This is a genomic window from Cellulosilyticum sp. ST5 (genome assembly GCF_046529625.1).
Classification (GTDB): Bacteria; Bacillota; Clostridia; order Lachnospirales; family Cellulosilyticaceae; genus Cellulosilyticum; species Cellulosilyticum lentocellum.
In genome coordinates this window covers 4,021,042-4,034,485 of the sequence record NZ_CP132338.1, presented here as the reverse complement: position 1 = coordinate 4,034,485, position 13,444 = coordinate 4,021,042, and the positions used below count along the sequence as shown (strand labels likewise).

At 33.1% G+C, this 13,444-nt stretch carries 12 protein-coding genes, 1 pseudogene and 1 other annotated feature; of the genes and pseudogenes, 3 read left to right on the top strand and 10 right to left on the bottom strand.

The window, feature by feature from the left end; all coding sequences use genetic code 11:
• Window positions 1–8: 8 nt before the first annotated feature.
• Entirely contained in the window at window positions 9–1,013 is a 1,005-nt protein-coding gene (locus tag QTL86_RS19575) for an ABC transporter substrate-binding protein (RefSeq protein ID WP_127064902.1), read from the bottom strand.
• Window positions 1,014–1,347: 334 nt separating this feature from the next.
• Window positions 1,348–2,874 carry a sodium:solute symporter family transporter gene (locus QTL86_RS19570; RefSeq protein WP_127064903.1) on the bottom strand — a complete coding sequence of 509 codons (1,527 nt, stop codon included), beginning with the start codon at window positions 2,872–2,874 and terminating at the stop codon, window positions 1,348–1,350.
• 81 nt (window positions 2,875–2,955) lie between these two features.
• Window positions 2,956–3,219, bottom strand: a binding site (T-box leader).
• A gap of 199 nt (window positions 3,220–3,418) precedes the next feature.
• On the opposite strand from QTL86_RS19570, the gene QTL86_RS19565 reads away from it, so the two are divergent.
• Complete coding sequence (locus QTL86_RS19565) at window positions 3,419–3,940, top strand: GNAT family N-acetyltransferase (RefSeq protein WP_410495833.1); 522 nt, start codon at window positions 3,419–3,421, stop codon at window positions 3,938–3,940.
• A gap of 65 nt (window positions 3,941–4,005) precedes the next feature.
• Here the strand turns inward: QTL86_RS19565 and QTL86_RS19560 are convergent, their stop codons facing one another.
• From QTL86_RS19560 to QTL86_RS19540, 5 genes and pseudogenes are all read right to left on the bottom strand, one after another.
• Complete coding sequence (locus QTL86_RS19560) at window positions 4,006–5,727, bottom strand: phospho-sugar mutase (protein WP_127064905.1); 1,722 nt, start codon at window positions 5,725–5,727, stop codon at window positions 4,006–4,008.
• Between the two features lie 414 nt (window positions 5,728–6,141).
• Window positions 6,142–6,822 (bottom strand): GntR family transcriptional regulator, encoded by a 681-nt coding sequence (locus tag QTL86_RS19555; protein WP_127064906.1) that lies wholly within the window; start codon window positions 6,820–6,822, stop codon window positions 6,142–6,144.
• Window positions 6,816–7,751: a 4-(cytidine 5'-diphospho)-2-C-methyl-D-erythritol kinase gene (gene ispE, locus QTL86_RS19550; RefSeq protein WP_127064907.1), complete on the bottom strand. Its 936-nt coding sequence runs from the start codon at window positions 7,749–7,751 to the stop codon at window positions 6,816–6,818. Before ispE ends, QTL86_RS19555 begins: the two co-directional genes overlap by 7 nt.
• Window positions 7,752–7,962: 211 nt before the next feature.
• Window positions 7,963–9,537 (bottom strand): DUF3794 and LysM peptidoglycan-binding domain-containing protein, encoded by a 1,575-nt coding sequence (locus tag QTL86_RS19545; RefSeq protein WP_410495832.1) that lies wholly within the window; start codon window positions 9,535–9,537, stop codon window positions 7,963–7,965.
• Window positions 9,538–9,683: 146 nt separating this feature from the next.
• Window positions 9,684–10,055: pseudogene (locus QTL86_RS19540) on the bottom strand (sporulation peptidase YabG); the annotation flags it as partial.
• Window positions 10,056–10,133: 78 nt separating this feature from the next.
• Between QTL86_RS19540 and QTL86_RS19535 the strand changes: the two are divergent.
• Both QTL86_RS19535 and QTL86_RS19530 read left to right on the top strand, forming a co-directional pair.
• Window positions 10,134–10,523 (top strand): hypothetical protein, encoded by a 390-nt coding sequence (locus QTL86_RS19535; RefSeq protein WP_410495831.1) that lies wholly within the window; start codon window positions 10,134–10,136, stop codon window positions 10,521–10,523.
• A 75-nt stretch (window positions 10,524–10,598) separates the two neighbouring features.
• Window positions 10,599–10,973, top strand: a complete 375-nt coding sequence (locus tag QTL86_RS19530; protein ID WP_410495830.1) for a PH domain-containing protein — start codon at window positions 10,599–10,601, stop codon at window positions 10,971–10,973.
• Window positions 10,974–11,327: 354 nt separating this feature from the next.
• Here the strand turns inward: QTL86_RS19530 and QTL86_RS19525 are convergent, their stop codons facing one another.
• From QTL86_RS19525 to QTL86_RS19515, 3 genes are all read right to left on the bottom strand, one after another.
• Entirely contained in the window at window positions 11,328–11,795 is a 468-nt protein-coding gene (locus QTL86_RS19525) for a GyrI-like domain-containing protein (RefSeq protein WP_013656523.1), read from the bottom strand.
• Window positions 11,796–11,905: 110 nt separating this feature from the next.
• The gene (locus QTL86_RS19520; RefSeq protein ID WP_410495829.1) at window positions 11,906–12,340 is read right to left on the bottom strand and encodes a ParB N-terminal domain-containing protein; all 435 of its coding nucleotides are present in this window, start codon (window positions 12,338–12,340) and stop codon (window positions 11,906–11,908) included.
• A 123-nt stretch (window positions 12,341–12,463) separates the two neighbouring features.
• Window positions 12,464–13,381 carry a haloacid dehalogenase-like hydrolase gene (locus QTL86_RS19515; protein WP_410495828.1) on the bottom strand — a complete coding sequence of 306 codons (918 nt, stop codon included), beginning with the start codon at window positions 13,379–13,381 and terminating at the stop codon, window positions 12,464–12,466.
• Window positions 13,382–13,444 lie beyond the last annotated feature (63 nt).

The following is a 13,444-nucleotide window of genomic DNA, read 5'->3' as shown; positions in this document are numbered from 1 at the left end:
TAAACCTCCTATTTTACTAGCTGATCACTTAATTCTTGAGGTAATTCTATGCCCATTGCTTTTAGTGCTTCTTCATTTACTACAAGTGTACATTCACTAGCGTATTCAATAGGCATTTCTGCTGTTTTTTTACCATCTTTGAGTATAGCAACTGCTTGAGCTGCTGTTAATTTTCCTAAATTGTAGTAGTTAATTCCATAGGTTGCTGTTCCACCATTTGTAACCATACCTTCTTCACCAACAACAACTGGAAGCTTAGATGGTGTAGTTACTTGAGCTACTGTAGCCATACCTGCTGCAAGCATATTGTCTGTTGGAATGTAAATAGCTTCTACTTTACCTACTAGAGATTGTGTTACTTGTTGAATTTCATTTGAGTTAGAAACAGTGGCTTCTACCCCTTCGAGCCCTAATGCTTCTAATTCTTTCTTAGCAATTTCGATTTGGAATTTTGAATTAGCTTCACTTGAACAATATAAAAGACCAACCTTTTTTACATTTGGAACTAGCTGTGTAATAAGGCCAATTTGTTCTTTAACTGGTGTTAAATCAGATGTACCAGAAACATTACCACCAGGTGCTTCATTAGAAGCAACTAGCTTTGCTGCTGCTGGGTCAGTTACTGCTGTTACTAAAATAGGAATATCCTTTGTTGTATTAGCTACCGCTTGTGCTGCTGGTGTAGCAATGGCTAAAATAAGATTGTTTTGATCATTGATAAGCTTATTAGCGATTGTCTGGCAGTTAGATTGATCACCTTGAGCATTTTGATAATCAATAGTAATATTTTTGCCATCCTCAAATCCTGCTTCTTTTAACCCATCTACAAATCCTTTATAAGCAGCATCAAGAGCTGCATGTTCTACAAGTTGAATAACACCTATTTTATAGTTTTGTGCATCCCCTGTTGAAGCAGTTTGTCCACTGTCTGTAGCAGTGCTTTGACAACCTACACCCATAAGTGAAAGTGTTGTTACCATCATTAAACTTAAGACCTTTGTTAACTTCTTCATTTTAACATCCCTTTCTTCATCGATTATGCTGTTTTTATTCATATTTTTAAATTTTATTCTTTTTATTCTTTAAATGATATACTAGAGTTTATTATTAGTCAAATATAAATATGTATTTTTTTCATATTAATTTGTACATTTTTATAGCAAAAACCTAATATTATCATACACATTATAAATAGACCTATAACCTCTAGAACATATCATTTAATTCTAGAAGACTATAGGTCATACTAAATAGATTGTATTTATTTATGCATTGATTCGATAAACTCTATTTAATAGGAAGATTTAAATGAATTAATTGACTCTTACCATTAAAATATTTGCTGATTTACAGTTCTCTTGCTTCTCCAAACACTTGATTTAAGTGTGCTTCGCTCATCTGGGTACTTAGTACACTTACAACCGGCACGGCTATACACGATACAATCATTGCTAGACTAGCAATAACAGGTGATGTTACTCCTGCTGGAAGCAGCTTTTGGTTGATAAGGATAGTTCCAATGGTAATAGTTAATCCACCACCAATAAAGCCTGCCCATGCTCCTGCTTTAGTAGTTTTCTTCCACCAAAGCCCAAATAAATAGGGTCCTAGGAACATTCCTGAAATAACACCCCAAGATAAAGACATCAGATTAACAATTGTACTAGATTGAATAACTGCTAAAAGATATGACACCCCTACAAATACAATGCAGCTCACACGCATCATAACCATGATTGCTTTATCTGAGAGTTTAGGTGCTAAAAAGCCTTTAATGAAGTCAATAGAAATAGTAGAGCTTGATACAAGTACTAATGCAGCTAATGTAGACATGGATGCTGATAAAACCAATACAATAATAATACCCATAAGCATAGCAGGTAATGCTCCTTCTAACATAGTAGGAACTATCATATCAGGATTAGGTACTCCTGCTGCTGTAGTTGGCATAACTGCTACTCCTGAACTTGGATCAATAAAAAACAATCTTCCTAAAGAACCAGTAAAATAAGCAGATACACCTATCACTAATGCAAATACTGTAGAAATAATGGTTCCTTTTTTAATGGCTGCATTATCTTTAACTGCATAATATTTATGAATCATTTGTGGTAAACCCCATACTCCAAAACTAGTCATAAAAACTAATCCTAATAGAGGTAGTGCTTTATCTCCTGTTGCTAACGGAGCAGTAAGCGCAGGATCTAGTTTATTTAATGCCTCAAGTCCCGCTTGTAATCCTCCTACATTAGGATGATATAAGACATAGCCTACCATTAGAACACAACCTACCAACATAACAACACCTTGTATCAGGTCATTAATAGCTGTAGCCACATACCCACCTAATACGAGGTAAATAGCTGTAAGTAACGCCATAAAAAAGATTGCTAAATTAAAATCAATATTAAAAGAGCTTTCTAAGATATATCCTAGGCCTTTATATACAGAAGCCGTATATGGAACTAAAAAGATAAACATAATCACTGCTGCTATTAATTTCATATTATTACTATTATAACGTTTTTCAAAAAACTCTGGCATAGTTTTTACATCTAACCTATGTGTCATCTCTCTAGTTCTTTTAGCTAAAACCTTCCAAGCTAAGTAACAACCAAACACAGCGTTTCCTATACCAATCCATATAATAGGTATGCCAAATTCCCAACCTTGAGCTCCGGCATAACCTATAAAAATAACTGCGGAGAAATAAGAAGTTCCATAGGCAAAAGCACTTACCCATCCCCCCATATTTCTTCCCCCTAATAAGAAGTCACTAGAGTTTTTTACTTTTGCCTTACTGTATACCCCTACACCCACCATAGTTAAGATAAAAACCAGCACACATAACACTTTGACACTATACACGCTCATACCTTCATCTCCTTTTTTAATATTTCTAATACAAAGGATTTTACCTAAAAGGCAGCAAAAAAGCCCTCATCCTTTAACTATGTAAAGGACGAGAGCTGATATCCCGCGTTACCACCTTTTTTTGCTATTATCTCACGATAATAACCTCTTCAAGTACGTTAGCCACAAAGCTAATTATACTCTAGCACGATAACGGGTGCACTACCGTTTGCTTCTACTTAAGCTTATACTTGTTTGAAGCAACACTCCAAGATGTATTCAAATAAGCATCTTCTTGCCCCTCTCACCTACCGGGAACTCTCTGTTAGCCTAGCTTATTCTACTTCTTCTTTTCTACGCTTTGTATTATCAGTATAATTATACTTTTTATTCTTAATTTTTTCAACACATAAAATTTTATATATTAATTAAATTTATTATCTATTAATCAAAAATTTTTGTTGCTTTTACTCGAATTCTGTTTGACTTTTTCATATAAACTTAATATTATTTAATTATAAATTATCCTACATATGCACTTTTTATTAAAAAGGGGGCCACTAACATGTTAAACACTACTATTTCTACTGAGCATTTACAATTAAGCCTAGCAACCTCTGAGGATTTAATGGTCTTAAAGAAAATTTATGCTGAGGCTACCCTGTGCTATTCTTTTGACTCCGGCTATGAAATTACATCTCCAGAAGTCATTTTGCGTAAAGGAGCATTACCTTCAAATCATATAGCAAATAGTAGCTATATATACTGCATTTACCTAAAGGGGCATATGATTGGTTATATAGAAGTATATCTAGGCTTTCCTACTTCTGATAATATCTATATTCCATTCTTCTATATTACAGACACCTATAAAAACAAGGCTTATGGTGAAGATGTATTAGCATACCTTATAGAAGCCTTCGGAAAGCAGAATTATAAAACAGTAAGTGTTTATACTGCTCTTAAAACTTGGAAAGATTTAGCTTTTTGGCAAAGCTGTGGCTTTGATACTATTTTATCTGTAGAAATAGATTCTATTACTACAGAACATAACTATGGGCATGTTGAGTTACAGTATATTATTTAATACATAGAAAAGCCGAGTTTAATACCCTTATGGGATTTAAACTCGGCTTTATAAATGTCTATGGTTTATTTAACATTAAGTATTTGTTTAATATTAGCTACAAACGCGTTACTCTTTTTCGCTGCATCTACATCATCTTTCCCAACTACAGATGCATAAATCTTTACTTTTGGCTCTGTACCAGATGGTCTAATAACGAACCAACTTCTATCTTCAAGTACAAATTTAAGTACATTTGATTTTGGAAGTTTGATTTCTTCTTTTGTTCCTTCAAGTACATTTGTACGTGTAGATAACTTATAGTCTTCTACTGTAGCAATTTTAACACCGTTTACTTCTGTTGGTGTATTTTCTCTAAGAGCTGTAATCATGGCTGCAATTTGCTCTTGGCCATCTTTACCTTCCATTGTGATAGAAACTAACTCTTCTTTATAATATCCATATTTCTCAAATAAATCATGGAGGGCTTGTGCAAGGTTTTTACCTTTTGTTTTATAATAGAGTGCCATTTCTGCAATAAGTGTAGCAGCAATAACAGCATCTTTATCTCTTACAAAACCACCAGATAAATAGCCATAACTTTCTTCAAAGCCAAGTACAAAGTTATTTGAACCTGTTTGTTCAAATTCTTCAATTTTTTCTCCAATGTATTTGAAACCAGTAAGTACGCTCATTATTTGAGCATCATAAGCTTCTGCTACTCTAGTAGCCATTTCTGTCGTTACGATTGTTTTGATTAAGGTATCTTTTGTACTAAGTACACCAGTTTCTTTTCTTGCATTAAGCATATATTCAGAAAGTAATACCCCTACTTGATTCCCTGTTAATACTTTATATTCTCCGCTGTCTTCTTTAACAATAACACCAATTCTATCACAATCTGGGTCGGTTCCGAAAATAAGATCTGGACCTACTTCTTTTGCCATCTCGATAGCAAGTTCAAAAACTTGTGGATTTTCAGGATTTGGGTATGGTGCTGTTGGGAAATTACCATCTGGAAGCTCTTGCTCTTTTACAATATGGACATTGGTGTATCCAAGTCTCTTAAGCATTGCTCTAACAGGTATATTTCCACTACCATGAATAGGTGTATAGATGATGTTAAGCTCACTTGCTCTTTCTTTAACAAGCTCTTTGTTAACAACTACTGTTTCTACTTTTTCATAGTACGCATTATCTACATCTTCTCCAATGTATACAAGTAAACCAGCTTTTACAGCATCTTCTGTATTCATTGTCTTAATCCCTGTAAATAAGTCAATTTCATTGATATAACCTAATACTTCATTAGCTGCATTATCTGTTAATTGTCCACCATCACTACCATATACTTTATAGCCATTATATTCTTTTGGATTGTGTGAAGCAGTAAGAACAATACCAGCTTCTGCTCCTAGATGTCTTACAGCAAAAGAAAGCATTGGCGTAGGACGTAAACTTTCATATAAATATACTTTTACACCATTAGCCGCTAATACCTTAGCTGCTGTTTCTGCAAATACATCTGACATATTTCTTGAATCATAAGCAATAGCAATACTAGGATTTGTAAAATTTGTAACTAAATATTTTGCAAGACCTTGTGTTGCTTTTCCTACTGTATATATATTCATTCTATTAGTACCAGCAGCGATTTTTCCTCGAAGTCCACCTGTACCAAATTCTAAATTTTTATAAAAACGGTCTTCTATCTCTTTTTCATTATTAAGTGCTTTTAATTCTTCTTTTGTAATTATGTCAATAACATCACTTTCTAGCCACATTTCATAACTTTGCTTGTAATTCATCTCTTTCCTCCTCAGCTCCATACTATGACATTTTCAATGCCTATATTTTAACATTTATCTTTATGTATTGCTACTATATTTTTTTATATAATATTCAGTATAGTCACATTATATTTTAGTTGATATTTGCTATAAACCTTGTGCATAGTGTGGTTTGCATAATATAACTATTTATCTAAATTTATTTATATTAATAATTATTTATCTTACATTTATTTACTTAATTACAAAACTCTTTCGTCTATTTTTTATCATACTCCTCTATCATCTATTCAAGACGCTCTTAGTATTAATTGATGCACCTCAAAGCTTCAATTCTATCTCTTGCTTTTAAGGATATTAGCTGCCAATCATGAGCACAAAAAAGGGCTATAAATCTTTGCTACTAACCAAGATTTATAACCCTTTTACTTATTATTTATATTTTTGCTTAACAAAGTCAGTGATAGAGGCACATTGTTTATTAATATGCTTTGTTGCTAGCTTGCTAGCCACATCTTCTTCCTTATTTTTAAGTGCTTCTAAAATAGCAATGTGTTCTGCCTCAACTGTCTCACTGTCTTCCACGTTTTTAAGGTAGGTAATACGATAACGGTTAACTTGCTCTTTAAGATTGTTAAAAAGCTGAATAAGTTTATCATTTTGTGTTGCACTACAAATGATATCATGGAACTCTACATCTTTTTCAATCATTGTTTCTAAATCTCTACTTTTTGCGGCATAGCTATATTCTGCAATAGCAAGTTGAAGTTTAAGGAACGCACGATCATCCATTCGCCTACAAGCAAGTCTAGCTGCCAATGCTTCTAGGGCTGCTCTCACTTCTAGAACATCTTGAATATCTTTCTCTGTAAATTGTGCCACTTGTGCACCTTTACGTGGTACCATTACTACAAGCCCTTCTAGCTCAAGTTTTCTAATAGCTTCTCTAATAGGTGTACGGCTTACTCCTAGCTTTTCTCCTAACTGAGTTTCCATTAATCTTTCGCCTGGTTGTAATTCCCCAGTAATAATTGCATTTCTAAGTGTCTGAAAAACAATATCTCTTAAAGGGAGATATTCATTAATCTTCATGTTGTAAGTATCTTCTAGCATCCTTTCACACCTCTTCTTTTTATTCCATATTTTACTCCATTTTTATCCTTCTTTTTCTCTATAGGTGAATAGGTAGTGGTAACATATACTTCTCTTATACTACGTTCTATTTTAAAATATTGAGCTGCCTTATTAGCTTTTTCCTTGCTGTCAAATAATCCGAATACTGCACTGCCACTGCCGCTCATCATAGCCCCCATAGCACCATGCTGAACTAATTCTCTTCTAATCGTTCCTATAATCGGGTGCATAGGAATAGTGACTTCTTCTAGCACATTGGCCATGTGAGTAGCAATTTCATATGGGCTTTGTGCTTCTATAGCTTGTATCATCTTTGGTGTATCTGGGTGTAACTTGATATGGTTTATATCTAGCCCCTTATATACTGAAGCTGTAGAAACGCTAATAGGTGGTTTAACCAATACCACATGCATACTTGGAACAGGTTTAAGTGGTGTTAACACTTCTCCTATCCCTTCTGCAAGCATTGTTCCTCTCGCAATACAAAATGGTACATCTGCCCCTAACTTAAGTCCCATTTCCATAAGCTTCTCTCTTTTATAGAAGGTTTCATATAATCTATTTAAGCCTACAAGGGTCGCTGCTGCATCTGTGCTTCCACCAGCAAGTCCTGCTGCTACTGGAATGCGTTTAGTAATTTCAATGGATACTCCGTATTCTTCTATGCCTGCTTCTTCAAAAAATAACTGAGCTGCGCGATAAGCAATGTTTTTCTCGTTAGTCGGAAGCCATGAGAAATTAGCTGTTAATCTAATTCCAGGTGTCTTTGCCTTACGAATAAAAATCGTATCATATAAATTAATCGTCTGCATAATCATTTGCAAATCATGATAGCCATTTTCTCTCTTCCCAACTACATCAAGCGTCAAATTAATTTTAGCTCTTCCTTTTAATATAATTGAGTTCATAATATGCTCCCTTAATAAAAATAACTTGTGTTTGTTTTATTATAAACTCACTTAAAATACAAAGTCAATGAGAATGTATTCCCTGTATACAATATCCATTTTCTAAATTATTTTTATAAAATTTTAAAATTTGTTTAATAATAAATGTAAAAGGCAACTCCTACAATGCTTACAGGAGTTGCCTTTGCTAAACCTTCTATTTATTTTAACCTTAAAATTTAACCTTTTTAAGGATAATTATTTTTTGTCCTTCACGTAAGTTTTCTGGTATATCAATGTCATTAATGTCCTGAATATCTTTAACTGTGGTATTAAAACGTTTAGCTAAACTCCAAAGTGTATCACCTTTTTTTACTTGATATACTGTCATGCTTGGATAATTGTCTATCTGTTCTTTGGTCATATCATCAATATCAATTTCTTCTAATACATTCAGCCTATCTTGACCATAGATTTCTGCCATACAGTCTAGTAAATATTCAATTACCAATTCTCTCTTAGTTTGGGCATAAATATTTACATCTTTAGCTCTTACAACAGGAGCAATATAAGCTTTATCTGGTACCTTTTTAACATCCATTTCTTGTATAAATGGAACGATATTAACTGCTGTATCAATAGTATTGTTCTCCTCTGATTTAACAAGGAAAACAGTTGTGATTTCAAGGATTCCTCGAAGTGTTAGCTTGTCATTAACCAAAGATTTCTCCTCTACTATAGGTTTAACATTTATGCTGAAAACTTCCATTGTATCTTCTGGCTTATCTTCAATAGCCATAGACTCTTTTTTAGGCATTGTTATCTCTATCCGATCTACTAGATTCATGTAATCCAAGGATTTCTCCTTAGTCTTTACATTTTTACCTGGACAGTAGATATCAGAAACTGTATCGTAACTACATTTGTTATAAGTATTATAGTTTGCCGTTACCATACATTCACATTCTATGATGCGGTCTTCTCCATCATAATCTGGTGCCACTTGCATATAGGAGGGTGTTACACTGAGAGAGCAGTCCCAAAACACTTCATTTTCACCCTTCATATTTTCAATACTACCTTCAAAGGGAACACGATGCGTTACTATTTCTATTCCCTCATCACTTTCTGCTACCCTATACATGGTTGTTACTTCAATCATACCATTAAACTTAATTTCGTTATCTGTGCGCTTAACTTGATCTTCTTTAATTTGCATATTAGATTTAAGAATTTCACCAATGCAAGGTTTATTCTGAGCAATGGTTAAATCTTCTTTAACTATGACCTTTTCCTCTTTTTCATGACCCAAGCTGACAATTTCAATTGGCTCTTCCCTTGTTTGAATAGGACCATCTGCTCTTACCTCTGTAATAACAGTTGTATCCTTAGAACCTGTAGCTCCTACATCAACTTGCATAATGACTTTAACATTCAGTTTACGCTCATTAAGAATGCTGTTACTGATATGTTCTATTTCGTAATCAAAATCTACCCTCTGGTCTCTGTTTACCCCATCCATAATGACAAAATCTTCAATAGGAATAGATCCTTTCATGGTATAGATGCATTTAGAATTATTAACCGCCCTATATAGAATACATAAATCAACTTTACCCCTATACATGACACGGTCTTGTGTTACATCAATTTGATCCATATTAATTCTTCCATCAATCTGCACTACAGACTGCATATCCGGTTTTCCATCGGGTACTATAAGGTCACGCTCTTTAATGACTTGAACACTTTCTTTCTTAGTCATCTCATCTAATGTGATTGGCTTTTTTATCAGTTCTACTGACATATTTCCCCCTCCTATGGCTTATATACAAATATATGTATACATGATAAATACTTTGCTATAAATTTGGACTAACTTTCTCTAGTCTTATATATATTCTTATCATTTGTATATTATTCCAGATTTTCATATGCAAGTTATCGGATTTTTTAAAGAGATGGATGCTTATTAATATACTGCTTAATCTTACTTTCAAACTCTTGTCTCGTATCCTTAAAAAGCGGCCTAGCTAGTTCTCTTTCTATATCTTCTTTCGTCATATGAGCGGGATCTAATGTAACATGCTCTTCTTGCTCCCTGTTTTCTTTAGCTTCGTTTTTCTGCTTATCTGTGACTACTGGACCACCTCTCCTACACTTTCCTAATATTTCATATCCTCCTAGACCATTAAACTGAGTAATCGTATTTTCAAGTGCTTCTTCAATAGGAAGCACTTTATAGAAAGGACATTCGGCTATTTTCTCTACTATAAAAACTGGATCTAATGCATGGATTAAAACTCTATCAGGAGAAGCTGCAAAATCAGCTCCTGCTCACTGAATGAAAGTACGATTTTTGAGAAGCTTCATTATAATATATATAATGAGCTGTACAAGAATATGCCTGAAACCACTATAGGCGAAAAAATACGCAAACAAAGAGCTATCCATCACTTAGAACGTAACGACCTATCTAAGCTTGTTGACTGCCATATTGATACCGTAGAAGGTTGGGAAAAGGACAATGTTCCACCTAAGATATATAATATAGAAAAAATGTGCACGCTTTTTAATGTACAAGCTGAATATTTTCATGAGTATTATGGTGCAGTAAAAGAAGGAGCCTATGTGAAAAAAATATTAGTATACAAGAATAAAAATAAATTAAGCTATAAACAACTTGGGACATTATTAGGAATAAGTGAGTCTACAATAAAGCGTATTATTTCAAAAAAGCTAATATTATCATTTAAATTATTTTATAAATTAAAAGATAGTCACATACTATAGACATACAGATAAATTTATATTCTGATTTATTAGATAGTTATGATATACTAAATTAAAAACAAGGAGGATTTCATAATGATTGACTTTAAAAACTCAAGCTTCCTTAAACTTAAGCCAGTTAATCCAAATGAAGGCCTAAGTTTAGTACAACCTATGCTTATAGACAGTGAAGAAATCTTTGCAGCATTTAAAACCGTACGAGATACGGTTGTCTTTACAAACAAGCGCGTAATTGCTGTTAATGTACAAGGTATTACAGGATCAAAAAAAGATTTTACTTCTTTGCCTTATAGCAAGGTGCAAGCATTCTCTGTCGAAACAGCTGGTTTATTAGACTTAGATTGTGAAATAGATTTATGGTTTAGTGGACTAGGCAATGTAAGATTTGAGATTAAAGGTAATTTTGATATTAGATCGTTTAACAAACTTATTGGGCAGTATGTTCTGTAGTAATCTGCATAGTTTTCAAGAAAAGGTAGCTAAATAGCTACTTTTTTTTCTTGTACAAAATGAGATCGATTACTCCATCTCTACGACTATCTTTTTTTACAAAAAATAGACCATGTTACCATGATCTAAAGAAAAATAGACTCCTAGGTCTATTGCCTGGGGAAGGCAATAGATAAATTCCTTGGGGGGATATTTGCTTGAATACATGCTCATTATAGAACAAATGTTCGATTTTGTAAAGAGTATTTTGTAATTTTATGAAACAAAATAGGATCAGGCATTTTCACCTGACCCTCTCTAAAACTATCTTTTTAATTGCTAATTTAATAGCTATTTATTATGATAAACTGGAATTTAGGACTTTCTTTGAATAGCAAAAATAATATCAATCGTTGGCTGATTTCCAGTGCTTTTTTCTGTGTGATATTCATATTCCATATTCAAAGCTTCATAAGAATTTTTAGGTAGCCATTTTGTGTAAAAATATCGTTTTGCTTCTCCAATGGAAGCACCCCACAAAAAGCCCAGTTTAGGCTTTACTGTAATTTTAGCATACTCACTGGCAGGGAGTATAAAGGTTTCCAAGCCGTCTTTATCAAAAGTACTACCTATAAACATTTCAAAATTGTTACTTTGTTCATCGTAGTTTCTGGATAGAACAAAATAGGGAAGTACCTCTCCCTCTGGTACTGAAACCGCCATATGGTATTTTTGGGAAAGAGATTTTATGTCTTTAGAAATTGTTTTATCGTTTGATTTCTGCCATAGTCCGTATATCGTCTGTTGCTCTATATATTCCACGTTTACTTCTAAATTTGCCATTTTTGAACTCCTTTCAAATTCAAATTTATAATTCTATAAAATATCTATTTTCTCTATTATACAAAAATAAGACTAGGCATTGCTACCTAATCTTATCTAAAACTATTCTTTTATAGTTTTCTTAAAAAAGTATCATTCCAAATTTTTCTACTAAATACATGTTTTCTATTTTCACAAATATAGCATTTATATGGACTTTCTTGGATATACACATCGACATCTAATCCTGCTGTGGCTGCTGAACATAAGCGATGTTGACCATCTTCAATTGAATAATGCCCACATGAGTTCTTTATGATTCTTATAGGATAATTTTTATTTACAACGCCTTCTCGTTTTAATGATTGTAACAATGCTTGACAATACTCTAAATCACATTCTGATCGAATAGCATTCTCAGTAATTTCATCATATACACCTACAACGCTGCATTTTCTTTTAGCAATTCTATAACAATCATATTTCGTTAATTTAAACACAAATTTCTTACCTCTTGCCTCAAAACCTCTATGTAATTTATATCCTGGATAATTATCTTCTAACATACTTCCTCCTATTATTTTTTAAAGAGCAAGGTTAAGCCGTAGCCTAGCCTTATTAAAACTACTATTTTAATATATCTACATTCTCAAAATTTATAATTCTGGTCTTTAGTAAAGTCTATCACTTTACTCGACCAAATGTTTAGGTGTTCCAGCTGCAGCAAATTTTAATATCTTTTCTCTCTCACTATTTCTTATGTTTTCAGCAAATTCTCTTATCTTATTGCATATCCACATGTATGCAGTTGTTCCCTCTGTATAATCAGCTTCTGCATACATATTAATCCTACCGTCATTTCTCATCTGTTCTACTTGCTTCATAGCTTTCATGTCACCTTTTGGATAAATTGCAAAAGTAGCCCCGCTATTTTTGTTTACTACTGAAAAGGCTGGTATATCACTTGGACCGTCCGCAACATAAATCATATTTATAAAATGTACTCTTCTGTGCTCTTGTGGTAATTTTGTATTTACATCTATTCCATCTTTTTTTCCTATTCCTTTATTTATTTCAAATAGTGCTCTCGTCTTACTTGTATTATCAATTGTATAACCAACTTCACTTATAACTCTATTTCCTTGTGAATCTTCATCCTCTATTAATTCACACCCCCATATTCCATCTGTATATTCGCTAACTTTAGAGCCTTTTATAACTTCACTCATTCCAGTGCTTACTATGTAATGCTCTACCTTTATGTCGTATTCTTTGAATATTTCATCTTTTTCTATCAATTCTTTTGTTTTTAAAAATATTTCTGGTACTCCAGGATAAAAATTTTGTTCTTTCCCGAATGCTCTCAACATCTCATTGTTTAGCCCTTTAAATGGTCCATTTTTAGCATATTTTATGAATTGATTTAAATATACAGTATCTGGGTTAACTCTTACCCCCTGATCTTGTAAGTATCTTGCTGGTAGACTATTAACTTCTGCCCAAAATTCTTTACTATCTACTCCAAATCTTTTGAATATAGGGTCTTGCATATACCCATTAATAAGTGTTTTATCAAAATCCCATACAATTGCTATAATATTAGACATGTTACCCCCCTATTTTATTATTTAATTACTATTTTCTACTATAGTATATCATTTCTTACTGCA